Raw genomic sequence first — 25,195 nt, 5'->3', positions numbered from 1 at the left:
CATCCGGGGTAAAAAAGACGTACTGATAATATCAGCCGGTGTTACGCATACCGGCAGCAATACCTGCGATAGTCACCATCAGTGCCTGTTCCACCTGCGGGTCAGACTGATCACATTCTCGTGAGCGGTGCAGCAGTTCAGCCTGTAAGACGTTGAGCGGATCGGTATACACGTTACGCAAAGCGATAGATTCCGCAATCCACGGCAGGTCAGCCATTAACTGCTCATCTTTGGAAATCATCAGGACACTCTTAATATCCTCTGATAACTGTTCGCGCAGTTTTGCCCCCAGCGGCCACAGACGCGGCTCGACCAGGCGCTGGTCATAGTATTCCGCCAGCCATAAATCAACCTTGGCGAACACCATTTCCAGCATACCGATACGGGTTCTGAAGAATGGCCACTGGTAATACATCACTTCCAGCATGGCCCGGTTGCCTTCATCCACGGCTGTTTTCAGTGCCGCGCCCGCACCCAGCCAGGCCGGCAGCATCAGACGGTTTTGTGACCAGGCAAAAATCCACGGGATCGCACGGAGTGTTTCCACGCCGCCGGTCGGACGGCGTTTTGCCGGACGGGAGCCCAGTGGTAATTTGCCCAGTTCCTGCTCCGGGGTGGCCGCGCGGAAATACGGGACAAAATCCGGCTGTTCACGGACATAGTCACGATACATTTCACAGGACACTTCAGACAGGCGATCCATCACCGCGGCCCATTCCGGTTTCGGCTCCGGCGGCGGCAGCAGATTCGCTTCCAGGCTGGCGCTGGCATACATCGCCAGGCTGCTGATAGTGACCTGCGGCAGACCAAATTTAAAGCGGATCATCTCACCCTGCTCTGTCACACGCAGGCCGCCTTTCAGGCTTCCCGGCGGTTGTGAGAGCAGTGCGGCATGTGCCGGTGCGCCCCCGCGGCCGATGGTGCCGCCGCGGCCGTGGAACAGAGTCAGTGTCACACCTTCGCGGGCACAGACTTTAATCAGTGCATCCTGGGCGCGGTACTGTGCCCAGGACGCCGCCATTACCCCGGCATCTTTGGCGGAGTCGGAGTAACCTATCATCACCATCTGGCGATCACTAATCAGGTTACGGTACCAGTCGATGCTCAGCAGACGGGTGATGACACTCTCTGCATTATTGAGGTCATCCAGAGTTTCAAACAGCGGTGCGACCGGCAGTGTGACCGGGCTGCCGGATTCTTTCAGCAGCAGTTTAACCGCCAGAACATCTGACGGCACTTTCGCCATCGAAATCACATAGGAAGCGACAGAATTTTCCGGTGATTCGGCAATCACCCGGCAGGTATCAAAGACTTCACGTGTTTCATTACTGCACTGCCAGTTCTGCGGTACCAGCGGGCGTTTTGACTGCAATTCACGCAGCAGGAACTCCTGCTTTTCCTCTTCCGGCCAGTCAGCATAATTCCCGAGGCCGAGGTACTGTGTCAGTTCAGACAGTGCTTCTGTGTGACGGGTGCTTTCCTGACGCACATCAATACGCACCAGTTGCAGACCAAAGCAGCGGATACGGCGCAATGTATCCAGCAGCTGGCCGTTGGCAATAATCTTCATGCCGCACTCAACCAGCGAGCGGTAGCAGAGATACAGCGGCTCCCATAACTCTTCGTTATCCGTCAGCAGGTTGTCCGGTTTGATAGCCGGTTCACCGGCCAGACAACGCTCCAGATAGTCCAGTGTGCTTTTCAGACGGGCGCGCAGCTGTTTGGTGATCACACGATACGGCTCGGCTGCATCCTCACCCACGCGCTCACGCAGCTCCGGCGTGCATTCACTCATGGAAAGCTCGGAAACCAGCACCTGAATGTCATTATAGAACAGATCGGCGGCCTTCCAGCGGCTGAGAGTCAGCACGCGCCGGGTGATATCTGCGGTCACATTCGGGTTACCATCGCGGTCACCGCCCATCCAGGAGGTAAAGCGGATCGGCGTGGCTTCCACGGACAGGTTATAGTCCAGTGACGCCTCAAGCTGCTCATTAAATTCGCGCAGAAACGCCGGGACACCTTCCCACAGACTGTTTTCCACCACAGCAAAGCCCCACTTCGCTTCATCAAGCGGTGTCGGACGGTCTTTGCGGATTTCATCGGTATGCCAGGCCTGTGCCACCAGCTGACGCAGACGGCGCATAATGCGATCATGCTCATAGTCAGCCAGATCATCGTGATCCAGCTGTGCAAGGCAGGTATTCACCGCCACCAGTTTATGGATCAGCGTACGGCGGGCAATTTCTGTCGGATGCGCGGTCAGCACCAGCTCAATGGAAAGCTCATCCACGGCCTTGCGCATCTCTTCATTGGTAAAGTTTTTGGCTTTCAGCTGATCAAACAGCGCCGCCAGAGCGACCGGATTGCTGGCCGCCTCACCATGCGGCGAAATGCTGTGATACTGCTCCGCCACGTTGGTTAAATTCAGGAACTGGTTAAATGCACGGGCAACCGGCAGCAGTTCTTCATTGGATAGATTTTGCAGTGTCATCAGCAGCTTCTGCCGCTGGATTTCATTCCCTGCCTGTGATGCTTTGGATAACTTACGGATGGATTCTACTTTTTCGAGAATATGTTCACCCTGGGCCTCTTTGATCGTGTCTCCGAGAAGTTTTCCCAGCATACTGACGTTACTGCGCATTGCGGAATATTGTTGATTCATACGACCCCTGACCCTTATTGACGGCAGAATCCTATGACCGCCGGTGAGGAACTTTCAGCCGGCAGTTCTCTGTCCTGTACATCTTAGTGATTTCATACGACGGATTAATTCTTATTTTGTGACGCCGTTCCCTTGCATTTATCTCTGCCCTATATTCATATCAAAAAAAACGCGCTTTGAAAGGACTTTATCAGATTTAATTGCCGCACAGACATCATGCGGCACACCGGCTGTCACCGCATTATCGGGTAAAAATCCGTCCCGGCAGCATAATGAAATGGAAAAACAAGCGTTACAGACAGATATCGCGAATTAAGGCAAAAATAGTAACGATTCAGCCTGAGCAAAAATCCTCAGTCCGGCGGGAAAAAAATCAGCAGAAACGTTTAATGTCAGCGGGAAAACAGCAGGGAAGTGAAAATAGTAACGGGATGCAATTAAATCCGTTAATTGCATCCCGCCGGGGTTGTTTCTGTCCTCAGACTGACATCCTGTCAGAAGAAGCACATCCGGTGCATATCCTTACCATGACATCCTGTCACAGCCATCATCCATAATGGTTATATGTCCGTTATGAAACATCACCATGCGTTATTTATATCAATCCTGTATCTTTAACGTAATAAGATAATTCCCGTTATAGTCATCTTTTGTTCTGCCTGCAGGATATTTAAGATTATTTAACCCCGTTAGTTATCACAATCCGACGAATTACAGTAACTGTGCCAGACGGTTTAAATCTGACAGGATCGCCCCGGCGGTGACATCCCGTCCGGCACCCGGCCCGCGGATCACCAGCGGATTATCACGGTACCAGCGGCTTTCCACCGCAAAAAGGTTATCACCCGGTTGTAATGACGCCAGCGGATGTTCAGGCCGGACCGCTTCCACGCCGACCCGTGCCTTGCCGTTAGCATCAAAGCGGGCCACGTAGCGCAGCACCATGCCCATTTCGCGGGCGGCTTCCAGCCGGCAGGCCATCTGTTCATTCAGTGCCGTGACATTCTCAAAGAAGTGATCGGTGGTGCCTTCCTGTGCCGCTTCCGGCACCAGGGATTCCACACGGACATCTTCCGGCTCAATTTCATATCCGGCTTCGCGGGCAAGAATAATCAGCTTGCGCATTACGTCCTGGCCGGACAAATCAATACGCGGGTCCGGCTCGGTCAGTCCCTGCTGCCAGGCCTGCTCCACCAGCTCGCTGAACGGTACGGTACCGTCGAATTGCAGGAACAGCCAGGAAAGTGTACCGGAGAAGATCCCGCTGATCGCCAGGATGCTGTCACCGCTTTCATGCAGATCGCGCACACAATGGTTGATCGGCAGTCCGGCACCGACAGTGGCATTGTACAGCCAGTGACGCCCGGTTTTACGGAAAGCATCGCGGATCTGACGGTAATCCCGGGTTTTGGCCGCCCCGGCAATTTTGTTGGCACTGATAACATGGAAACCGTACGCGGCAAAATCGGCGTAGCTTTCCGCCAGTGCTTTGCTGGCGGTCAGGTCGATAATGACCAGGTCATCAAACGGATGGTTACGCATCCACAGATACAGCGTGTCTTCATCTGCCACCGGCTCCGCTTCTTCATTAAAGAAAGCCAGTGCACGGCTCGGATCAAGCCCGTCATAGCTGAGCAGTGCCCGTTCGCTGTCCGCCACACCGGCCAGGATAAATTCAAACCCGCTGCGGGCAGAGAGATTGCTCTGCTCACGCGCGAACAGCTCCAGCCAGCGGCTGCCGATATTCCCTTTGCCGAAGACCATCAGACCGATTTGTTTTTCCGCACGGAACAGGCTCTGGTGCAGACCCTGAATCACATGTCCGGTCTGGCGGGTACGCAGAATCGCCACGAGGCTGATGCCGTCCTCCGCCTGCCAGATAAATTCCACCGGCTGATCTTTGAGCTGCTGATAAAAACGATGATAATGCAGCAAATTTTTACAGACCCCGGCCCCGACCAGCGCCACCAGCGAGAAGCCGTCACGCAGGGTCAGAGTGCCCGGCAGACCGGCGCTTTCCAGCACATGCAGAGCGCTGTCCGCCACTTCAGCGGTATAACTGAGCTGAATGAGATTGTCATCATTATGCAGACCAACGGCCAGCGGGCGGATCTGGCTGCGTTTAAGCAGCAGATCAATACTTTTATAACGTGCTTTGGCGTCATCCCCGGCCGGCAGGCGGATATCAATCAGGCAAACCTCATCATGGTTTGTCACGATTTTCGCCCCGGTACCGGATGCCAGCACACGCTCAATTTTTGTCGAACCCTGTTCAGGCTGATAGCTGCAGCGCAGCTGTAAATCGATATCACTGACGGACACCGGCTGTAATGTGCGGGTATGCAGCACCGGTGCGGCGAGACGTGCCAGTTCACTGGCTTCATCCAGACGCAGCAGCGGCAGCAGACAGGCATCTTTGACTTTGCGCGGGTCGGAGCTGTACACCCCGGCAACATCGCTCCAGATGGTGACTTTTTTCACTCCGGCCAGTGCCCCGACCTGGGTGGCGGAATAGTCACTGCCGTTACGGCCGAGCAGCACGGTTTCCCCGGCAGCGTTACGGGAGATAAACCCGGTCACCACCAGACGTTTACCCGGATGCAGCGCCAGCAGTTCTGCCAGCAGCGGCTGCGACCGCGCGGTATCCACTTCCGGCTGCGCCGCCCGTTCCGCACACAGGAATGTCCGGGCATCCAGCCACTGTGCGGCCATACCCTGCTCCTGAAGTACCTGAGCCATCAGACGGGCAGACCAGATTTCCCCGTGACCGGTCACTTCCGCGTAAATCACATCATTCAGCGGATTTTCCAGCAATTTCGCCAGGCGCTGAATATCATCATTAAACTGAAAGATCAGGACATTAGCCTGAACTTCCGGCAGTAAGTCACTGATAAGGGTTGTCTGATAGCGTTGCAGGGTCTGCCGCGCCTGTTCTGCGGCAGCACGATCACTCTGACTCAGTTTGACCCAGTTAATCAGCTGGTTGGTGGTACTGCCCGCGGCAGATACAACCATCAGGTCATCCGGCTCACTGTAGTTCGCCATAATATTCGCCACCCGCAGATAACATTTTGCATCTGCCAGGCTGCTGCCGCCGAATTTATGTAACTGACGCCCTTTTACTGATTCATCAATCGCCAACGCACTCATGATTACCCTTACCCCTTAGTCACTGACTGAAATGCGCGATCCAGATCAGCAATCAAATCACTGCTGTCCTCAATCCCCGCAGAAATACGTAATAAGCTGTCTGAAATTCCCGCTGCATGCCGTGCCTGCTCCGGCATTCCCGCATGTGTCATCGTCGCGGCATGGGAAATCAGTGTTTCCACCCCGCCCAATGACTCTGCTAGTGTAAAGAGAGACAGGTGAGATAAAAAGCGGGAAATTGCAGCTTCATCACCATTAATTTCAAAACTGAGCATTGCACCGAATCCTTTCTGCTGCTTTGCGGCCAGTTCATGTCCGGGATGCGTCTCCAGTCCCGGATAATACACTTTCTTCACCAGCGGCTGACGCACCAGATAATCCGCCAGGATGCGGGCATTTTTTTCCTGTAAGGTGATTCTCGGGATCAGGGTGCGGATACCGCGCAACAGCAGATAGCTGTCAAACGCCCCCAGCGTCACACCGATATTATTCGCCCACCACGCCAGCGTTTCACAGTGTTCCGCATCTGCGGCGATCACCACACCGGCCACCACATCAGAATGTCCGTTCAGGTATTTGGTGCAGGAATGAATGACAAAATCCGCGCCCAGCGCCAGCGGCTGCTGTAATGCCGGACTGAGAAATGTGTTATCTGCCGCCACCAGTGCCCCGGCCTGATGTGCTTTTTCACTGACCGCCGCGATATCCGTGATCCGCAGCAGCGGATTGCCCGGCGTTTCAATCAGCACCAGTTTCGGCTTTTCTGCCAGTGCGGCACTGAGTGACGCCTCATCGTTCATATCCGCAAAACGGACAATAAAGTGGCCGCGCTGCTGACAGCTGTCGAGCAGCCGGTAAGTACCGCCGTAACAGTCATGCGGCGCCACAATCACATCCCCGGGTGATAAAAATACCGTGAACAGCAGATGCAGTGCTGACATCCCGCTGCTGGTGACCACCGCCCCGGCACCGCCTTCCAGCTCAGCCAGTGTGCGGCCGGTGATATCCCGGCCGGGATTGCCGCGCCGTGAATAGTCATGTTCACGCGGGCTGCCGAAAGCCGGAAAATTGTAAGTCGACGAGAGATACACCGGCGGTATGACACAGCCGAATTGGTTCTCTTCATTAAGTCCGTTATGAATTGCCGCTGTCGCGGGTTTGCGTGCCATACCTCTTTCCCTGTCAGTAACCGAACGAGTTATCAGCATATCCGCGGTTTATTTAGACGTCAATATGTCTGGACATCCATCCTGCTTTACGGTTATATATACAAGTGGGATAATACCGATATCTGTCTGGCACAATTCTGCGCCCGACCCTCCTCAAACTGACTAAGATAACAAGGTAATCCATGGCTGAATGGAACGGCGAATATATCAGCCCTTATGCTGAGCATGGCAAAAAAAGTGAGCAGGTAAAGAAGATTACAGTTTCTATCCCGTTGAAAGTGCTTAAAATTTTAACGGATGAGCGCACACGCCGCCAGGTGAATAACCTGCGTCATGCCACCAATAGCGAACTGTTATGTGAAGCATTTCTGCATGCTTTTACCGGACAGCCACTGCCCGATGATGATGACCTGCGCAAAGAACGCAGCGATGAAATCCCGGAAGTGGCGAAAGAAATTATGCGCCAGCATGGGGTCGACCCGGATACGTGGGAATATTGAGTTTTATCCGCGTGTTATACGACTTATCCCCCCGGAAACAGACATAAAAAAACGCCCTGTGAAATATTTTCATTCAGGGCGTTTTTTATGGAACAGAGCGCGGCATGCCGCGCTGTGCCATTATTTCTTCGCAGAAGGAACGCTGAAGCGTTTGTTGAAGCGATCAACACGGCCGCCGCTTGCAACGTCACGCTGTTTACCGGTGTAGAACGGGTGGCATTCGCCACAGACGTCCAGGTTAAAGTCGTGCCCTGCGGTTGAGTTAATTTTCATTACGTTGCCGCAAGAGCAGGTTGCAGTGACTTCTGCGTAGTTAGGATGAATACCTTTTTTCATGGGGAAAACCTCGGTTAAGGCCGTGTCGCTATCCGGGCCTTTTTGCCGGACACCACACGTCGTGTTGATGATAAGTTATCGCTGGTATTTTAATTACCAAAGGCGGCGGATCATACAGAAAATCCCGGAACCATGCAATGAAATCCGCTGTCTTTTCGTGGTATTCTGAGTTCTGTTTTACGGATAATTTCCCTGTTTTTACCGGGGAAAAGCTGAAATCCGGTGATTATTCAGACACTTTTGTACCTTTTTCGCCGCTGTGTATTTTTTACGCGCCGGCGCTCTGCCGATGATGGACATTATAATGACAGTCGTCCGGGTGATATTACCAGTACCACTGACACAAACATTTGATTATTTACTGCCTGATGATATGCCCCGCCCGGTGCCGGGGGCGCGGGTGATCGTGCCGTTCGGACGGCAGAAACAGGCCGTCGGTATTGTGGCTGAACTGGCCGAAACCAGTACCTTCAGCCCGGAGAAACTCAAGCCGGTCATTGCCTGTCCGGATGACGATACCCTGTTTCCGGGCGATTTATGGCCGCTGCTGAACTGGGCGGCACAGTATTATCACTACCCGTTGGGCGAAGTGCTGTTTCATGCCATGCCGATCCTGCTGCGCCAGGGTAAAGAAGCGGCCTTTGCACCGCTGTGGCGCTGGGAGGTTACCCCGGAAGGACGTGAGATTGATATCCACACACTCAAACGCTCCCCGAAACAGCAGCAGGCACTGGCCTGCCTGCGCCGTCAGCCGGTTTACCGCCATCAGACCGCAGAATTTGAGCTCAGCGACAGCGCATTACAGGGACTGAAAAAGAAAAACCTGATCACCCTGAACGATGTGCAGCCGGACAACAAACCCTGGCAGCCGGGATTTGCGGTCACCGGTGAACGCCTGAAACTCAATACTGAACAGGCCACTGCCGTGGGGGCGATCCGTGCAGAACAGCATCAGTTTTCCCCCTGGCTGCTGGACGGTGTGACCGGTTCAGGGAAAACCGAGGTGTATCTCAGTGTGCTGGAAAATGTGCTGGCCGAAGGCCGTCAGGCACTGGTACTGGTGCCGGAAATCGGCCTGACCCCCCAGACCATCGCCCGCTTCCGCGCACGTTTTCAGGCACCGGTGGATATTCTTCACTCCGGCATGAATGACAGCGAACGGCTGGCGGTCTGGCTGCGGGCGAAACGCGGGGAAACGGCAATTGTTATCGGTACCCGCTCCGCGCTGTTCACGCCGTTTACCTTGCTCGGCATCATTATTATTGATGAGGAGCACGACGGCTCCTATAAACAGCAGGATGGCTGGCGCTACCATGCCCGCGACCTCGCGGTATTCCGCGCCAAGAAAAATGATATTCCGATTGTGATGGGCACCGCGACCCCGTCACTGGAAACCCTGTTTAATGTCCGGCAGAAAAAATACAAAGTGCTGCCGCTGACGCAGCGGGCGGGAAATGCGCAGCTTGCCGATCAGCATCTGCTCGATCTGAAAGGGCTCCCGCTCACTGCCGGGCTGTCGCCGCCGCTGATCAAACGTATCCGCCATCATCTGGCAGCGGATAATCAGGTCATTTTGTTCCTCAACCGGCGCGGTTTTTCCCCGGCGATGCTGTGCCACGAGTGCGGCTGGATAGCAGAGTGCCCGCGCTGCGACCATTTTTACACCCTGCACCAGAACCACCGCATGCTGCGCTGCCATCAGTGCGACAGCCAGCGTCCGGTACCGAAACAGTGTCCGCAGTGCGGATCCACGCAACTGGTGCCGGTCGGACTGGGTACTGAACAGCTTGAAGAGAGCATCGCTCCGCTGTTTCCGGATGTGCCGGTTACACGGCTGGATCGCGATACCACCAGCCGCAAAGGCGAACTGGAGCAGCACCTCGCGGATGTGCATCAGGGCGGTGCCCGTATCCTGATCGGCACCCAGATGCTGGCCAAAGGCCACCACTTCCCGGATGTTACCCTGGTCGCCCTGCTGGATGTGGACGGCGCGCTGTTCTCCGGCGACTTCCGTGCGGCGGAGCGTTTTGCACAACTCTACACTCAGGTCTCCGGCCGGGCGGGACGTGCAGGTAAACGCGGTGAGGTGATTTTGCAGACTCACCATCCGGAGCACCCGCTGCTGACGGTGCTGCTGGAAAAAGGCTACGCCGCCTTTGCCTCACAGGCGCTGAATGAGCGGCAAAGTGTCTGCCTGCCGCCTTACACCAGCCAGGTGATGATCCGTGCTGAAGATCAGAATAACCAGCGGGCAAATGCATTTCTGCAAACCGTGCGGCAGTTGTTCGAATCCCATCCGCTGCGGGATGAGCATTTCTGGCTGATGGGGCCGCTGCCTGCTATTCAGGCCAAACGCGGCGGACGTTTCCGCTGGCAGTTGCTGTTACAGCATCCGTCACGCAGTCAGTTACAGAAAATTGTCGCACAGGCTATCCCTTATATTCAGCAGATGCCGGAGAGCCGGAAAGTCCGCTGGAATGTGGATGTCGATCCGACTGACGGCTGAGTCTGAGGCCTTACCGTGCGTGCGCTATCTCAAAAAATTGAGATATCTCACAGTTTTATGCAAACCAGGTAACAGATTAATTTTACAAAGGGCTTAGAATAGCCGTTAATAGAATGATTAATAAACCGTCTGAATTTCACTTAAGAAGCTCAGGCGGTTTTTCACAGGTATGTGAAAAGCACGTATGTGAAAAATACAGCGGACCATAATGATCACAAAAACCGCGCAATCGATACACTTACAGGGTAACCAAAGGAATTAATGATGGAACCACGCCGCAACGATACCGGCGCGACAATGAAAGATGTTGCCAGAGCCGCGGGCGTCTCAACCGCAACCGTGTCGCGGACACTGATGAATCCGGAAAAAGTATCCGTGCAGACCCGGCAGAAAGTGGAAAATGCCGTCCTGGAAGTGGGATATTACCCGCACAATCTGTCCCGTGGTATGAAGCGTAATGAGTCCCGAACCATTCTGGTGATTGTACCGGACATCGGTGACCCGTTTTTTACCGATATCATCGTCGGTATCGAAGAGATTGCCGCCAAACACGGCTATCTGGTATTGATCGGCGACTGCCGGTATCAGCACAAGCCGGAACATACTTTTCTGAATCTGATTATCACCAAACAAATCGACGGCATGGTGCTGCTCGGTTCCGATGTGCCGTTTGACAGCCGTCATGATGAACAACGTCACTTCCCGCCGATGGTGATGGCCAACGAATTTGCCCCGGAGCTGGAACTGCCGACGGTAAATATTGATAACCTGACCGCCGCCTTTAATGCCACGCATTATTTACAGTCACTGGGACACACCCGGATCGCCTGTATTTCCGGGCCGGAAGAGCTGCCGCTGTGTAAGTACCGCATCGAAGGCTATATTCAGGCGATGCGCCGCATGGGCATGCCGGTACGGGAAGAGTATCTGGTGCGCGGCGATTTCACCCACGAAAGCGGGGCTGAGTGTGCCGCACAGCTGCTGGCTCTGCCGGAACCGCCAACGGCTGTTTTCTGTCATAACGATATCATGGCTATCGGCGCGATCTGGGCGGCCAGAAAACAGGGGCTGACGCTGCCGCAGGATCTCTCGGTTGTCGGTTTTGATGATTTACCGGCTGCACAATACTGTTCACCGACGCTGACGACTATCGCACAACCCCGTTATGAAATCGGCCGCCAGTCTTTTTTACTGCTGCTGGAACAGTTACAGGGACACACCGTGGCAAAAGGTTCACGCCTGCTGGATTCTGATTTAATCATCAGAGAGAGTGCCTGCGCGCCTAAAAGCTAGGCAAAGACCATAAGGTTAAGTAACATGTAACGCTGAATAATATGTCTCCTTAACCGACTCATTAGTGAATTGAAACAGTGGCACAACGAGATTATGTGGGACGCGGCCGCTCTGCGCCGCGTAAAAAAAGTAAATCACGGAAGAAAAGTCAGGCGAAAGGCCTGCCGTTCACCACATTGGTGATCGCCGTGGCACTGGTGGTTCTTTTTGTCGGCGGCCTGTTCTATCTGGTCTATAACAAAAAAAGTCAGACCACCGCTGACAGCATTGTTCCCCCTGCGCATCAGCAGAGTACCGGTAACGGGCTCCCGCCGATCCCGGAGGAACGCTGGCGCTATATCAAAGAACTGGAAAACCGGGAAGCCGGGGTACCGGAGCAGTATTACTCCAACCCGCAGGCACCGGCCAACCGTATTGATCCGGGTGCAAAACTGACGGAGGAACAGCGACAACTGCTGGAACAGATGCAGTCTGATATGCAGCAGGCTCCGGTTCAGTTACAGGAAGTCCCGGCAAACGGTGCGGTTCCGCGCTCTCAGGTGGTGGTCACAGGTCAGGCTCCGCAGCTGCGTATGCAGCCGGAAACCCGTCCGGCACCGCAACCGGCTGAAAAACCGGCGGAGAAACCAAAACCTGTGCAGGAAAAACCGCAGGCTGCACCTGAGCGCTGGTTAATCCAGTGCGGCTCATTCCGTGAAAGCGGCCAGGCAGAAGAAGTCCGTGCCGGTCTTGCCTTCTCCGGTATCGAAAGCCGGGTCTCACAGGGCGGCGGCTGGTATCGTGTGATGCTCGGTCCGTATGAGAAATCCGCTGCACAATCCGTGAAAAGCCGTGCCGCTGATGCCGGCGTAACAAATTGTATTCTTCGCGCTGCCGGGGGTTGAAATCCTTCAGCCCTCCCCCCATATCTGAAGTTAATTCTGTGCTGCCGGGAATATACCCGGCGGCCTTTCTCTATCCTTTAGCATAACCAGGGGCTGATTCATGACAACAATCGTAAGTGTTCGCCGTAATGGCCAGGTCGTAATTGGTGGTGATGGGCAGGCGACAATGGGTAATACCGTCATGAAAGGTAATGTCCGCAAAGTCCGCCGCCTCTATCACGACAAAGTCATTGCCGGTTTCGCCGGTGGTACCGCGGATGCCTTTACCCTCTTTGAACTGTTTGAACGCAAACTTGAACTCCATCAGGGACACCTGACAAAAGCCGCCGTTGAGCTCGCCAAAGACTGGCGTACCGACCGCATGCTGCGCAAACTGGAAGCACTGCTGGCCGTTGCCGATGAAACCGCATCGCTGATTATCACCGGCCAGGGTGATGTCGTTCAGCCTGAAAATGACCTGATTGCCATTGGTTCCGGCGGCCCGTACGCCCAGGCAGCAGCCCGCGCCATGCTGGAAACCACCGATCTGAGTGCCAGGGAAATCGCGGAGCGCGCACTGACTATTGCCGGTGATATCTGTATCTACACCAACCACAATCTGAATTTTGAAGAATTATCTTCAAAAGCATAAGGATCGACGTTATGTCCGAAATGACTCCACGCGAAATTGTCAGCGAACTCGATAACCATATTATCGGCCAGGATAAAGCCAAACGTGCTGTTGCTATCGCACTGCGTAACCGCTGGCGCCGTATGCAGCTCAATGAAGAGCTGCGTCACGAGGTCACCCCGAAAAATATTCTGATGATTGGCCCGACCGGTGTCGGTAAAACCGAAATTGCCCGTCGTCTTGCCAAACTGGCCAATGCGCCATTTATCAAAGTGGAAGCCACCAAATTTACCGAAGTGGGTTATGTCGGTAAAGAAGTGGATTCTATCATCCGCGATCTGACCGATTCCGCTGTCAAAATGGTGCGTCTGCAATCTATCGAAAAAAACCGTTTCCGTGCAGAGGAAATGGCTGAAGAACGCATTCTCGATGTGCTGATCCCGCCGGCAAAAAACAGCTGGGGTCAGGCTGATACTCAGGCTGAGCCGTCTGCGGCCCGTCAGGCATTCCGTAAAAAACTGCGCGAAGGGCAGCTGGATGATAAAGACATTGAAATCGAAGTGTCTGCCGCACCGATGGGTGTGGAAATCATGGCGCCTCCGGGCATGGAAGAGATGACCAGCCAGTTACAGTCGATGTTCCAGAATCTGGCCGGACAGAAACAAAAACCGCGCAAGATGAAGATCAAAGAGGCCTTCAAACTGCTGATTGAGGAAGAAGCCGCCAAACTGGTGAATCCGGAAGAGCTGAAAGAGCAGGCCATCGAAGCCGTTGAACAGCACGGTATCGTGTTTATCGATGAGTTCGATAAAATCTGTAAGCGCGGCGGCCAGTCCTCCGGGCCTGATGTCTCCCGCGAAGGGGTTCAGCGTGACCTGCTGCCGCTGATTGAAGGCTGTACTGTCTCCACCAAGCACGGCATGGTGAAAACCGATCATATCCTGTTTATCGCCTCCGGCGCATTCCAGGTTTCCAGCCCGTCAGATCTGATCCCGGAATTACAGGGCCGTCTGCCTATCCGTGTGGAATTACAGGCACTGACCACTGAAGATTTCGAGCGCATCCTGACTGAACCGAATGCGTCACTGACTGTTCAGTACAAAGCACTGATGGCCACCGAAGGTGTGGATATCACCTTTACACCGGACGGTATCCGTAAAATTGCTGAATCCGCGTGGCAGGTCAACGAAACCACCGAAAATATCGGTGCCCGTCGTTTACATACGGTGCTGGAACGATTAATGGAAGAAATTTCCTACGATGCCAGTGAAAAACAGGGGCAATCCGTTGAGATTAATGCGGAATATGTGAAAGATCATCTGGATCAGCTGGTCGCAGATGAAGATTTAAGTCGCTTTATTCTGTAATTCGATAATAATCAGACATAATATTATTCAGACTGTACGGGTGTATGCTACCCGTCAGTCTGCGTTATTATTTTTGTCATTATTATTACATTCTGAAAAGTAAGCGAGTTTCAATGTCAGTCACCCCTTCACCGGCCATCAGCCGTACCCAAGCCTGGCTGGAAAGCCTGCGGCCCAAAACATTACCTCTCGGGGTGATCGCAATTATTACCGGTTCCGCGCTGGCTTACTGGACCGGCCACTTTAAATTCCCTGTTGCCCTGCTCGCCCTTATCACTACCGGGATTTTGCAGATCCTGTCGAATCTGGCAAATGACTACGGCGATGCGGTAAAAGGCACCGATACCGACGCACGCCTCGGGCCGCTACGTGGTATGCAAAAAGGTGTGATCACCGCAGCCCAGATGAAAAAAGCGCTGATTCTGACCGTTACCCTTGCCTGTCTGTCCGGGCTGGCGCTGATTATTGTCGCCTGCGAGAAGCCGGAAGATATTGTCGGTTTTCTGGGATTAGGTGTGGCGGCCATTATCGCTGCGATCACTTATACCGTCGGCAAAAAACCTTACGGCTACCTCGGGCTGGGGGATATTTCTGTTCTGATCTTTTTCGGCTGGCTGAGTGTGATAGGCACCTATTACCTTCAGGCCGGTTTTTTCAGCCCGCTGACCATTCTGCCGGCGACCGCCTGCGGACTGCTGTCTGTTGCCGTGCTGAATATCAATAATATGCGCGATATCGAAAATGATATCCTCACCGGGAAGAACACCCTGGCTGTCCGCCTCGGCCCGCTGAAATCCCGCTATTATCATGCGGCGGTGATCACCGTTGCCTTCCTGTGCCTGATTCTTTTCACCCTGCTCTATCTGCACGGCTGGTACAGCTGGCTGTTCCTGCTCGCGGCTCCGGTTCTGTTTATGCATATCAGACGTGTGCTGGGCGATATGACAGCAGCGGGTATGCGTCCGCTGCTGGAACAGATGGTGAAAGCCGCACTGCTGGTTAATATCCTGTTTTCTGCGGGGCTCATCTGCCAGCGTCTGTAACCCGGATTATTGCGGAATCTGCCGCTTTCTTGATTCAGATCGGAAAGCGGTCCGCTGTTGATTTTGCAAACAACCGTGCGAAAGGGCTATACTGATTACATCCGGCAGCAACCAGACGTAAAATCCTATGAAAAATGATACCTTCGACACCTCCGAACTTTGTGACATTTACCAGGAAAATGTGAATGTCGTCGAACCCCTGTTTTCCAACTTCGGGGGCTGTTCATCATTTGCGGGGCAAATCACCACCGTAAAATGCTTTGAAGATAACGGCGTACTTTTTGATCTCCTGGAAGAAGAGGGAGAGGGCCGTATTCTCCTCATTGACGGGGGCGGGTCAGTCCGCCGTGCGCTGATTGATGCGGAACTCGCGGCACTGGCTGTGCAGAACGGCTGGGAAGGTATTGTGGTGTACGGCGCGGTGCGTCAGGTGGATGACCTCGCAGAGATGGATATCGGAATCCAGGCGATGGCTGCCATTCCGGCCGGATGCGGTTCAGAAGGCATCGGTGACAGCGATATCCGCGTCAATTTCGGCGGTGTGACATTCTTCTCCGGTGATTATCTGTATGCCGATAATACCGGGATCATTCTGTCAGATATCCCGCTGACACTTCCGGACGAAGACGAAGATGATGACGATGAAGACGCGCTGACTGAAGCGTAATCCTCATCAGACACACAGACAGCAAAAAGGGCGGAATATCCGCCCTTTTGTCGTTATAACGCAATGCAAAAACCGCGCATTACACTAAATCATTCGTTTGCAGCAAGGCGGCGAAGTGAGGACGACCCCGGGAGCATACACCAGTATGTGACCGGGGCGGACGAACAAAGCCAACGCCGCCGTGCAACAACATCTGTATTACGCTAAATCATTCGTTCTGTGGCAAGGCGGTAAAGCGAAGAGCCCCGGGAGCATACACCAGTATGTGACCGGGGAACTGAGCGAAACCAACACAGCCACAGCATCAAAACCGTGATTACGCTAAATCATTCGTTCTGTGGCAAGGCGGTAAAGCGAAGAGCCCCGGGAGCATACATCAGTATGTGACCGGGGAGCTGAGCGAAACCAACACAGCCACAGGGCGAAGGATGACGCGTAATTACTGGACGTCGTCCATTTTTCCGAGCAACGCCCGCAGACGCTCCTGCCAGCCTGCCTGCTCCTGCTTCAGCTGTTCGTTTTCACGCACCAGCGACTCACGTGCACCGGCAGCATTCTGTACTTCACGGTTCAGGTTGTTGTTCGTTTCTTTTAATTCGTCGATTTCCATCTGTAACAGGGTGATGGTGTCGATAGCCTGCTGGACTTTTGCTTCCAGCTTTTCAAATACTTCAAATGACATCTTGCGTCCTCCTTGTAAGCGATGCTCTGATTGTAAGTAGGTGTTATCCATGTGTCCAGTCACATCCCGTGTATTCCCCATAATGCAGCAGAACAGAATCCGGCTGTTATCAGTCTGAATGTTGATTGCTTGTTATAAAATAAGCGAAATCGCTCAATTTGTTGACGGAATGCACAGTTTTTGATTTCGTTATTTCTCGTTTCCGCTCATTAACGATAAATTCACACTAAGACATACGTCTGATACACGAAGAACATCATTTGTTAATAATTTGCACTTATTTCACCCTAATTTTGCACTATCAGGATTGATACTATGAGTCTAATAAAATCTCCGACCCTCTTCGGACAATGTCTCTCCGAATTCCTGGGTACAGCACTGCTGGTCTTCTTTGGTTTAGGTTGTGTGGCCGCGGTCCGTATCGCCGGTGCACAACTGGGATTATGGGAAGTCAGTGTTATCTGGGGTCTGGGTGTGGCACTGGCGGTGTATCTGACAGCCGGGATCTCAGGCGCACACCTTAACCCGGCCGTGACACTCGCACTCTGGCTGTTTGCCTGCTTTGATCGCCGCAAAGTGCTCCCGTATATCGTGGCACAATTCCTCGGCGGTTTTGCCGCTGCTGCTCTCGTTTATGCTATGTATTACAATGTGTTCCTCGATTATGATCAGGTGCATCATATTGTGCGCGGCTCACAGGAAAGCCTCTTTACCGCCGGTGTTTTCTCCACTTATCCGGCAGCACCGGTCAGCGTGGGTCAGGCATTCTTTATCGAAGTGGTGATCGCCGCTATCCTCGTCTGCCTTATCCTGGCGCTGACCGATGACGGCAACGGTGTGCCGCGTGGTCCGCTGGCACCACTGCTGATTGGTCTGCTGATTGCGGTCATCGGCGGCTCCTTTGGTCCGCTGACCGGCTTCGCCCTTAACCCTGCCCGTGACTTCGGCCCGAAAGTCGTTGCATACCTTGCAGGCTGGGGAGATATTGCCTTCACCGGCGGGCGTGATATCCCGTATTTCCTGGTGCCGATGTTTGCGCCGATCGTCGGCGGATTACTCGGTGCATTTGGTTACCGCAAACTGATCGGCCGTCATCTGCCGTGTGAAGTGTGTGATGTCAGGGAAGAAAAATAACACCGCAGCGAATCGCGTACTCTTACGTTATCGCGTGTTTGTTCACTCAGAAATAAAACAGGTTTAATTATGACAACAGAAACAATCACTCGTGAGAAAAAGTATATCGTCGCACTGGATCAGGGAACCACCAGTTCACGGGCGGTACTTTTTGATCGTAATGCTGATATTGTCGATATCGCGCAGCGCGAATTCACCCAGATCTACCCGAAACCGGGCTGGGTGGAGCATGACCCGATGGAAATCTGGGCAACACAAAGCTCCGTCTTAACAGAAGTGCTCGCCAAAACAGACGTGCACCCGGACGAAGTTTCCGCTATCGGTATCACTAACCAGCGCGAAACCACCATCGTCTGGGAAAAAGAGAGCGGCAAACCGGTTTACAATGCGATTGTCTGGCAGTGCCGCCGGACATCAGATTACTGCACCGGCCTCAAACAAGATGAAGAGATGGTCCGCTATATCCGGGAAAACACCGGTCTGGTGGTTGACCCGTATTTCTCCGGCACCAAAGTGAAGTGGATCCTCGATAATGTCGAGGGTGCCCGGGAGAAAGCAGAGAAAGGCGAATTACTGTTCGGTACCGTCGATACCTGGCTGGTCTGGCGCATGACTCAGGGACGTGTGCACGTCACCGATCACACCAATGCGTCGCGCACCATGCTGTATAACATCCGTAAGCTGGAATGGGATCAGAAAATCCTCGACCTGTTCGGTATCCCGCGTGCCATGCTGCCGGAAGTGAAAGCTTCATCGGAGATCTACGGCAAAACCAACATCGGCGGAAAAGGCGGCACCCGTATTCCTATCGCCGGTATTGCCGGTGACCAGCAGGCAGCGTTGTTCGGTCAGATGTGTGTTCAGCCGGGTATGGCGAAAAACACCTACGGTACCGGCTGCTTCCTGCTGATGAACACCGGCAAAGAAGCGGTGCTGTCTGAACACGGCCTGCTGACGACCATTGCCTGCGGCCCGCGCGGTGAAGTGAATTATGCTCTTGAGGGCGCGGTATTTGTCGCCGGAGCGTCCATTCAGTGGCTGCGCGATGAGATGAAAATCATTGCCGATGCCACGGATTCCGAATACTTCGCCACCAAAGTCAAAGACAGTAACGGTGTGTATGTGGTTCCTGCATTTACCGGTCTGGGCGCCCCATACTGGGACCCGTATGCACGCGGTGCGATTTTCGGCCTGACACGGGGTGTGAACAGCAATCACCTGATCCGCGCCACCCTGGAGTCTATCGCTTATCAGACCCGCGACGTGCTGGAAGCCATGCAGGCCGATGCCGGTACCCGCCTGAAAGCACTGCGTGTGGACGGCGGCGCGGTGGCCAACAATTTCCTGATGCAATTCCAGTCCGATATTCTGGGCACGCCCGTAGAGCGCCCGCTGATCCGCGAAAGTACTGCACTGGGTGCGGCACTGCTGGCCGGGTTATCCACCGGATTCTGGCAGGACCCGGAAGAAATCAAAGCCAAATCCACCATCGAGAAAACGTTCCGTCCGGGCATTGAAACAACAGAACGGAATGTCCGTTACAGCGGCTGGAAGAAAGCCGTTACCCGCGCACAGGACTGGGAAGATCATAACTGATTCCCTTTCCCCTTTCGTTTTAACACTCTGCCGCCGATTAATACCGGCGGTTTTTTATGCGCGAAAATAACAATCAGCATCAGAACAAAGAACCACCCGACCCGGTAAATATACCTATCCGCAGACTAAATTCCCGGAAAGCAGTTGGTGATCACAAAAAACCACTAACTGTAATCAAAATGTAACTGCCTGTGCTGAAATTCACAGTAATAACGAATCAAAACGAATATTCTGTGAGCGCAAAGGAAAACACATGAAGGTAACCGCTGCCATTCCGGTAAACTTCGCCATCAAATACTGACAAATACTTAGCGAGGGAGATGTCTATGCTAAGCCTGTTTAAACCCGCACCACATATTCAGCGGCTCAGTGCTGACCAAATTGATCCGGTATACCGCCGTCTGCGCTGGCAAATCTTTATGGGTATCTTTTTCGGTTATGCCGCTTATTACCTGGTCCGGAAAAATTTTGCCCTAGCCTTCCCCAACCTGATGGAGCAGGGATTCTCCAGAGGCGAGCTGGGTACGGCATTATCTGCGATCTCCATTGCTTACGGTCTTTCCAAATTTATCATGGGATCGTTTTCTGACCGGGCTAACCCGCGCTATTTTCTCCCGACCGGACTTATCCTTGCCTCCGCTGTCATGCTAATCATGGGCTTTTGCGACTGGGCAACCTCTTCCGTCTGGATGATGGCTATCCTCCTGTTTATCTGCGGATGGTTCCAGGGGATGGGCTGGCCGCCGTGCGGACGCACCATGGTTCACTGGTGGTCACAGAAAGAACGCGGCGGGATTGTATCAATCTGGAACTGCGCCCATAACGTCGGCGGCGGCTTACCGCCGATGCTGATGCTGCTGGGGATGTATTGGTTCGGTGACTGGAAAGCGGCGTTTTATATGCCGGCATTTGCAGCCATCCTGGTGGCAATCATCGCATTTGCCCTGATGCGGGACACTCCGCAATCCTGTGGCCTGCCGCCAATTGAAGAGTACAAAAACGACTATCCTGATGATTATACAGAGAACAGTGAAGTTGAACTGACGGCAAAACAGATCTTTATGCAGTACATTCTGCCGAATAAATTACTGTGGTACATCGCTTTTGCTAACGTCTTTGTTTATCTGCTGCGTTACGGCGTGCTGGACTGGTCACCGACCTATCTCCAGGAGGTCAAACATTTCGATATCAAAGGCTATTCTTTTGCCTATTTCCTGTATGAATGGGCCGGGATACCGGGCACGCTGCTGTGCGGCTGGATGTCAGATAAAGTCTTTAAAGGAAACCGGGGCGCAACCGGGGTGTTCTTTATGACACTGGTGACTATCGCCACTGTGGTCTTCTGGCTCAACCCGCCGGGAAATCCGGCTATTGATATGGCGTGTATGATCACCATCGGCTTTCTGATTTACGGCTCGGTCATGCTGATCGGCCTGCACGCCCTGGAGCTTGCACCGAAGAAAGCAGCCGGTACAGCCGCGGGATTCACCGGGTTATTCGGCTACCTCGGCGGCTCAGTGGCAGCAAGTGCCATCGTCGGCTTTACTGTGGATTATTTCGGCTGGGATGGCGGTTTCGGTGTCATGATTGGCGGCAGTGTGCTCGCTGTGATCCTGTTAGTTGTGGTGATGCGTGGTGAGAAAAAACATCACGATGAAATCGCCAGCAATAAAGCCTAAGCGGAGACAGACAGATGAATATATCCCGTCAGTTTTATCTTGTCAGTGCCCTCGCGGGTGCCATGCTCTGCGGCTCTGCCGCTTTTGCGGCAGACAATAAGATTGTGATTGCACACCGCGGTGCCAGCGGCTATCTGCCGGAGCATACCCTGCCGGCCAAAGCGATGGCATATGCGCAGGGTGCTGATTATCTGGAGCAGGATCTGGTGATGACCAAAGATGATGAACTCATCGTCCTGCATGATCATTATCTCGACCGTGTTACCGATGTGGCAAAACGCTTTCCGGATCGCGCGCGTAAAGATGGCCGTTACTATGCCATCGATTTTACCCTCGCGGAAATTAAATCCCTGAAATTTACTGAGGGGTTTGAAATCGAAAACGGTAAAGCGGTACAAAAATATCCGGGTCGTTTTCCGATGGGAAAATCAGATTTCCGTATTCATACCTTTCAGGAAGAACTTGAGTTCATTCAGGGTCTGAATCATTCCACCGGAAAAAACACCGGGATTTACCCGGAAATCAAAGCGCCGTGGTTCCACCGTCAGGAAGGTAAAGATATCACCCGTAAAACCCTGGAAGTGCTGAAAGCCTACGGCTACCAGACTAAAGATTCCGGGGTATTTCTTCAGTGTTTCGATCCGAATGAATTAAAGCGCATCAAAAATGAACTGATGCCGGAAATGAAGATGGATCTGATGCTGATACAGCTGATCGCTTACACCGACTGGCAGGAAACCTTTGAACAGAATGCGGAAGGCAAATGGGTCAACTATAACTATGACTGGATGATGGCTCCCGGTGCGATGAGTAAAATCGCAGCATATGCTGATGGTATCGGGCCTGATTATCATATGCTCATCAGCAAAGAGTCCACACCGGGCCACATCACTCTGACGCCGATGGCAAAAGAGGCACACGCTTCGCAACTGATGATCCATCCGTTTACTGTCCGCGCGGATGCCTTGCCGCCGTATGCGGAGAACACTGAACAGTTATTCGATGCTATTTATATTCAGGCCGGAGCAGAAGGGTTATTTACTGATTTTCCGGACAAAGGCGTACAGTTTCTGCAAAAACATAAACTGCATCAGTGATCACTACTCTGTTGCGAAACAGAACAACGGGCACCGCGGTGCCCGTTTTCTTATTATCAGAAGTCTGACTCAGGATGCCATCGGCTGCTGATTCTGCAACCGGTGAGCCAGCGGCAGCCAGCACAACATCATAATTACAGACACCGCCAGCATCAGCAGGCCGACACTGCCCTGCCCGCCCTGCGGCATCATCGCCGAAATCCAGGTGGCGACACCGGAACCCACATTCTGTAATCCGCCCACCAGCGCACCGGCTGCCCCCGCCAGATACGGGAACGGCTCCATGGCCGCCGTGGTTGCCAGCGGGAACAGCATCCCCGCCCCGAAGAAGAACAGTGCCGCAGGGATCAGTAATGTCCAGACATTCATCACCCCCATCAGCCCGGGTATCCACATCAGTGCCCCGGCTGCCAGGCAGCAAATCACGGCACACCACACCAGAAAGCTGAACGATTTACTGTCCCGTCCGGCAAACCAGGCACCGAAAAATGCCGCAGGAATCGGCAGAATAAACAGAATACTCACCGCCATACTGCTCAGGCCCAGGCCGTCACGCATCAGCACGCCGCTGGATGCCTCAAACACCGCCACCCCGGCCAGACCGCAAATCAGCATCGCCAGATACGGCACAAATGTCCGGTTGGTCAGCAGCAGACGGAAAGAGGCCCACATTTTGGGTTTCTCTTTCATCGGCGGACGGGTTTCCGGCAGTTTATGCCACATGTTGTAGCCCACTGCCAGGCCGAGCAGCAGCAGAAACGCATAACAGGCGCGCCAGCCGAAGAAAAACGCAAGCGCACCGCCGAGCATCGGAGCGATCAGCGGGCTGACCAGAATCCCCATATTCAGCAGGCTGTTGGCATAACGCAGGGAAATCCCGGTATATAAATCACGCGGCATGGTCCGCGCCATCACCCCGGCCACACCGGTGCCCAGCCCCTGTAATCCGCTGGCAATGATCAGCATGGTCAGGTTCGGCGAAAACAGCGCGACGGTCGTGGAGAGTACATAAATAAATAATCCGGTGAGGATCACCGGACGACGGCCGATTTTATCTGAGATCGGCCCGTAAATAAGCTGGGATGCGCCATAGGTAAATAAATACGCTGCCATCACGCTCTGAACGGCACCCGCAGGTTCACCGAAATCCAGCGCAATATCGGTTATTACCGGCACATACACCGTTTGCGTCATTTGCCCGACAGCAATCAGCGCAATCAGCATTACCAGCAGATGAAAGTTTTCCAGTTTTTTCATTTTTATTGTCAGTCTTTACATTGTTACCGGGAGGGCACAGCACAATTCCGGCAGTGATAATTACGGCCGGAATCAGTCATTCTTGCGATACTGTATAAAATAGCAAATTAAAAAAATTTTGGGAGATAGTTCACACATTTATTTTTGTTACCAAACGACCGTTTTTATGCTGTTTCCGGCAACTAAACTGTACACTTCATCCTGATTTATCGTATTCATGCGACAGGATCCTCTGACGCATTTAATCGATACATTTTTCCCCGCCGGCTCATTACACTGGTTTACATATTAATAACGATGACTCTGCGACTGACGGAGGTTATGCATGTCAAACTGGATCACAGGACGTGTCACACGTGTCACACATTGGACTGACACTTTATTCAGCCTGCATGTTCAGGCACCTGTCCGCCCGTTTACCGCGGGACAATTTGCCAAACTCGGCCTGGAAATCAGCGGTGAACGCATACAGCGCGCTTATTCTTATGTTAATGCACCGGATAATGATGATCTTGAATTTTACCTGGTCACCGTCGGCGACGGTAAACTCAGCCCGCGTCTGGCAGCACTGACCCCGGGAGATGAACTGCTCATCACCGATGAAGCATCCGGATTTTTTGTGCTTGATGAGGTACCGGACTGCGATACCCTCTGGATGCTCTCCACCGGCACCGCCATCGGCCCGTTTTTATCCATTCTGCAATACGGCAGGGATCTGGAGCGGTTCCGTCATATTGTGCTGGTACATGCCGTGCGTTATGCCGCCGACCTGAGCTATCTGCCGCTGATGCAGGAATTACAGAAAAAAATCGGGAGTGACAAACTGCGGATTGTGACGGTCGTCAGCCGGGAGCATGCGGAAAGCTCACTGCATGGCCGGGTACCGGCGCTGATACGCACCGGTGAACTGGAAGCGGCAGCCGGATTACCGCTGACCGCCGGCAACAGCCATGTGATGCTGTGCGGTAACCCGGAAATGGTAAAAGATACACAGAATCTGCTGAAAACAGAGCGGGAGATGCGCAAACACCTGCGCCGCAAGCCCGGTCATATCACCAGCGAGCAATACTGGTGAGCCTGTGACAGCGGGTTCTCCCGCTGTCTCTGCTTCAGAGGCTGTCGATTTTATCCACCGGCTGCGTGCTCTCCCCGAAGCGGTTGCCCTCATCAAGGCTTTTAAACACACCGCAGTCGAGCACCATTATCATCACGATAAAGATCGGCAGAAAACGCCCCAGTCCCCACTGCCAGAAATCACCGGCGGGGCTCCAGTCCGGTGTGGTAAGTGCCCACGCCATCACCAGCATTAATGCCCAGCCGCCGCGCTTGTTGCGGTCATGCAGGCGTTTGGTAAAAATCGCGGCGGCGGGATACATCACCACCAGCACCGGCACCATAATCACTTCAACAGGTAACTGAAACAGCCCCTGCAATGACATCAGGAGAAACAGCACTGCGCCGCACACGCCGATCCCCGCCCAAAATGCTTTGCGGCCGATCCGCCCGTGAAACGAAAACGCCCATTGTTGTAGTGTCATTTCTCTTTCCTAATCGTGTACA

The 25,195-nt window shown here is 53.4% G+C and carries 20 protein-coding genes; 13 read left to right on the top strand and 7 right to left on the bottom strand.

Annotated features, from left to right (window positions below):
- Positions 1-31: 31 nt before the first annotated feature.
- From ppc to metB, 3 genes are all read right to left on the bottom strand, one after another.
- Positions 32-2,665, bottom strand: a complete 2,634-nt coding sequence (gene ppc, locus AAZR23_RS18295; protein ID WP_218427024.1) for a phosphoenolpyruvate carboxylase — start codon at positions 2,663-2,665, stop codon at positions 32-34.
- Between the two features lie 711 nt (positions 2,666-3,376).
- On the bottom strand, positions 3,377-5,815 hold the full coding sequence (locus tag AAZR23_RS18290) for a bifunctional aspartate kinase/homoserine dehydrogenase II (RefSeq protein ID WP_046892913.1): 2,439 nt from the start codon (positions 5,813-5,815) through the stop codon (positions 3,377-3,379).
- Positions 5,816-5,823: 8 nt separating this feature from the next.
- Positions 5,824-6,984: a cystathionine gamma-synthase gene (metB, locus tag AAZR23_RS18285; RefSeq protein WP_218427026.1), complete on the bottom strand. Its 1,161-nt coding sequence runs from the start codon at positions 6,982-6,984 to the stop codon at positions 5,824-5,826.
- A 182-nt stretch (positions 6,985-7,166) separates the two neighbouring features.
- Here metB and metJ point away from each other — a divergent pair, with 182 nt between their 5' ends.
- A complete protein-coding gene (metJ, locus tag AAZR23_RS18280) occupies positions 7,167-7,484 on the top strand; it encodes a met regulon transcriptional regulator MetJ (protein WP_004236602.1) in 318 nt (105 codons plus the stop codon).
- Between the two features lie 120 nt (positions 7,485-7,604).
- Here metJ and rpmE read toward each other — a convergent pair whose 3' ends face one another.
- Positions 7,605-7,820, bottom strand: a complete 216-nt coding sequence (rpmE, locus tag AAZR23_RS18275; RefSeq protein WP_107679525.1) for a 50S ribosomal protein L31 — start codon at positions 7,818-7,820, stop codon at positions 7,605-7,607.
- Positions 7,821-8,124: 304 nt separating this feature from the next.
- On the opposite strand from rpmE, the gene priA reads away from it, so the two are divergent.
- From priA to rraA, 7 genes are all read left to right on the top strand, one after another.
- Complete coding sequence (gene priA / locus AAZR23_RS18270) at positions 8,125-10,326, top strand: primosomal protein N' (protein WP_434694264.1); 2,202 nt, start codon at positions 8,125-8,127, stop codon at positions 10,324-10,326.
- 264 nt (positions 10,327-10,590) lie between these two features.
- On the top strand, positions 10,591-11,619 hold the full coding sequence (gene cytR, locus AAZR23_RS18265) for a DNA-binding transcriptional regulator CytR (protein WP_046892911.1): 1,029 nt from the start codon (positions 10,591-10,593) through the stop codon (positions 11,617-11,619).
- A 77-nt stretch (positions 11,620-11,696) separates the two neighbouring features.
- Complete coding sequence (ftsN, locus tag AAZR23_RS18260) at positions 11,697-12,503, top strand: cell division protein FtsN (RefSeq protein WP_054425138.1); 807 nt, start codon at positions 11,697-11,699, stop codon at positions 12,501-12,503.
- 100 nt (positions 12,504-12,603) lie between these two features.
- The gene (gene hslV, locus AAZR23_RS18255) at positions 12,604-13,134 is read left to right on the top strand and encodes an ATP-dependent protease subunit HslV (RefSeq protein ID WP_046892909.1); all 531 of its coding nucleotides are present in this window, start codon (positions 12,604-12,606) and stop codon (positions 13,132-13,134) included.
- 11 nt (positions 13,135-13,145) lie between these two features.
- Positions 13,146-14,480, top strand: coding sequence for an HslU--HslV peptidase ATPase subunit (gene hslU, locus AAZR23_RS18250; RefSeq protein WP_046892908.1), 1,335 nt, complete (start codon positions 13,146-13,148; stop codon positions 14,478-14,480).
- 113 nt (positions 14,481-14,593) lie between these two features.
- Positions 14,594-15,523: a 1,4-dihydroxy-2-naphthoate polyprenyltransferase gene (locus AAZR23_RS18245; protein ID WP_046892907.1), complete on the top strand. Its 930-nt coding sequence runs from the start codon at positions 14,594-14,596 to the stop codon at positions 15,521-15,523.
- A 127-nt stretch (positions 15,524-15,650) separates the two neighbouring features.
- On the top strand, positions 15,651-16,190 hold the full coding sequence (gene rraA / locus AAZR23_RS18240; RefSeq protein WP_107679528.1) for a ribonuclease E activity regulator RraA: 540 nt from the start codon (positions 15,651-15,653) through the stop codon (positions 16,188-16,190).
- 439 nt (positions 16,191-16,629) lie between these two features.
- On the opposite strand, the gene zapB is transcribed toward rraA, so the two are convergent.
- Positions 16,630-16,872, bottom strand: coding sequence for a cell division protein ZapB (gene zapB / locus AAZR23_RS18235; RefSeq protein WP_004236611.1), 243 nt, complete (start codon positions 16,870-16,872; stop codon positions 16,630-16,632).
- A gap of 315 nt (positions 16,873-17,187) precedes the next feature.
- Here zapB and AAZR23_RS18230 point away from each other — a divergent pair, with 315 nt between their 5' ends.
- From AAZR23_RS18230 to glpQ, 4 genes are all read left to right on the top strand, one after another.
- Entirely contained in the window at positions 17,188-18,006 is an 819-nt protein-coding gene (locus AAZR23_RS18230; RefSeq protein ID WP_218453823.1) for an MIP/aquaporin family protein, read from the top strand.
- A 69-nt stretch (positions 18,007-18,075) separates the two neighbouring features.
- Positions 18,076-19,602 carry a glycerol kinase GlpK gene (gene glpK / locus AAZR23_RS18225; RefSeq protein WP_166708836.1) on the top strand — a complete coding sequence of 509 codons (1,527 nt, stop codon included), beginning with the start codon at positions 18,076-18,078 and terminating at the stop codon, positions 19,600-19,602.
- 326 nt (positions 19,603-19,928) lie between these two features.
- A complete protein-coding gene (gene glpT / locus AAZR23_RS18220) occupies positions 19,929-21,281 on the top strand; it encodes a glycerol-3-phosphate transporter (RefSeq protein ID WP_434694240.1) in 1,353 nt (450 codons plus the stop codon).
- 14 nt (positions 21,282-21,295) lie between these two features.
- Complete coding sequence (gene glpQ / locus AAZR23_RS18215; RefSeq protein WP_434694239.1) at positions 21,296-22,378, top strand: glycerophosphodiester phosphodiesterase; 1,083 nt, start codon at positions 21,296-21,298, stop codon at positions 22,376-22,378.
- A gap of 69 nt (positions 22,379-22,447) precedes the next feature.
- Here the strand turns inward: glpQ and emrD are convergent, their stop codons facing one another.
- A complete protein-coding gene (emrD, locus tag AAZR23_RS18210) occupies positions 22,448-23,635 on the bottom strand; it encodes a multidrug efflux MFS transporter EmrD (protein WP_182106245.1) in 1,188 nt (395 codons plus the stop codon).
- A 325-nt stretch (positions 23,636-23,960) separates the two neighbouring features.
- Here emrD and fpr point away from each other — a divergent pair, with 325 nt between their 5' ends.
- Complete coding sequence (gene fpr / locus AAZR23_RS18205; RefSeq protein ID WP_107679533.1) at positions 23,961-24,710, top strand: ferredoxin--NADP(+) reductase; 750 nt, start codon at positions 23,961-23,963, stop codon at positions 24,708-24,710.
- A gap of 34 nt (positions 24,711-24,744) precedes the next feature.
- Here fpr and AAZR23_RS18200 read toward each other — a convergent pair whose 3' ends face one another.
- Positions 24,745-25,173 (bottom strand): DUF805 domain-containing protein, encoded by a 429-nt coding sequence (locus tag AAZR23_RS18200; RefSeq protein WP_046892899.1) that lies wholly within the window; start codon positions 25,171-25,173, stop codon positions 24,745-24,747.
- Between the last annotated feature and the right edge of the window lie 22 nt (positions 25,174-25,195).

Source organism: Morganella sp. Je.2.23 (genome assembly GCF_051129855.1).
Classification (GTDB): domain Bacteria; phylum Pseudomonadota; class Gammaproteobacteria; order Enterobacterales; family Enterobacteriaceae; genus Morganella; species Morganella sibonii.
The sequence above is the reverse complement of the archived record's forward strand: the minus strand, read 5'-3'. Positions and strand labels throughout refer to the sequence as shown.

What these genes read in the sequence shown, in the direction of transcription:
- ppc (WP_218427024.1), bottom strand. Translation starts at nt 2,665, where the DNA reads ATGAATCAACAATATTCCGCAATGCGCAGTAACGTCAGTATGCTGGGA.
- AAZR23_RS18290 (WP_046892913.1), bottom strand. Translation starts at nt 5,815, where the DNA reads ATGAGTGCGTTGGCGATTGATGAATCAGTAAAAGGGCGTCAGTTACAT.
- metB (WP_218427026.1), bottom strand. Translation starts at nt 6,984, where the DNA reads ATGGCACGCAAACCCGCGACAGCGGCAATTCATAACGGACTTAATGAA.
- metJ (WP_004236602.1), top strand. Translation starts at nt 7,167, where the DNA reads ATGGCTGAATGGAACGGCGAATATATCAGCCCTTATGCTGAGCATGGC.
- rpmE (WP_107679525.1), bottom strand. Translation starts at nt 7,820, where the DNA reads ATGAAAAAAGGTATTCATCCTAACTACGCAGAAGTCACTGCAACCTGC.
- priA (WP_434694264.1), top strand. Translation starts at nt 8,125, where the DNA reads ATGACAGTCGTCCGGGTGATATTACCAGTACCACTGACACAAACATTT.
- cytR (WP_046892911.1), top strand. Translation starts at nt 10,591, where the DNA reads ATGGAACCACGCCGCAACGATACCGGCGCGACAATGAAAGATGTTGCC.
- hslV (WP_046892909.1), top strand. Translation starts at nt 12,604, where the DNA reads ATGACAACAATCGTAAGTGTTCGCCGTAATGGCCAGGTCGTAATTGGT.
- hslU (WP_046892908.1), top strand. Translation starts at nt 13,146, where the DNA reads ATGTCCGAAATGACTCCACGCGAAATTGTCAGCGAACTCGATAACCAT.
- AAZR23_RS18245 (WP_046892907.1), top strand. Translation starts at nt 14,594, where the DNA reads ATGTCAGTCACCCCTTCACCGGCCATCAGCCGTACCCAAGCCTGGCTG.
- rraA (WP_107679528.1), top strand. Translation starts at nt 15,651, where the DNA reads ATGAAAAATGATACCTTCGACACCTCCGAACTTTGTGACATTTACCAG.
- zapB (WP_004236611.1), bottom strand. Translation starts at nt 16,872, where the DNA reads ATGTCATTTGAAGTATTTGAAAAGCTGGAAGCAAAAGTCCAGCAGGCT.
- AAZR23_RS18230 (WP_218453823.1), top strand. Translation starts at nt 17,188, where the DNA reads ATGAGTCTAATAAAATCTCCGACCCTCTTCGGACAATGTCTCTCCGAA.
- glpK (WP_166708836.1), top strand. Translation starts at nt 18,076, where the DNA reads ATGACAACAGAAACAATCACTCGTGAGAAAAAGTATATCGTCGCACTG.
- glpT (WP_434694240.1), top strand. Translation starts at nt 19,929, where the DNA reads ATGCTAAGCCTGTTTAAACCCGCACCACATATTCAGCGGCTCAGTGCT.
- glpQ (WP_434694239.1), top strand. Translation starts at nt 21,296, where the DNA reads ATGAATATATCCCGTCAGTTTTATCTTGTCAGTGCCCTCGCGGGTGCC.
- emrD (WP_182106245.1), bottom strand. Translation starts at nt 23,635, where the DNA reads ATGAAAAAACTGGAAAACTTTCATCTGCTGGTAATGCTGATTGCGCTG.
- fpr (WP_107679533.1), top strand. Translation starts at nt 23,961, where the DNA reads ATGTCAAACTGGATCACAGGACGTGTCACACGTGTCACACATTGGACT.
- AAZR23_RS18200 (WP_046892899.1), bottom strand. Translation starts at nt 25,173, where the DNA reads ATGACACTACAACAATGGGCGTTTTCGTTTCACGGGCGGATCGGCCGC.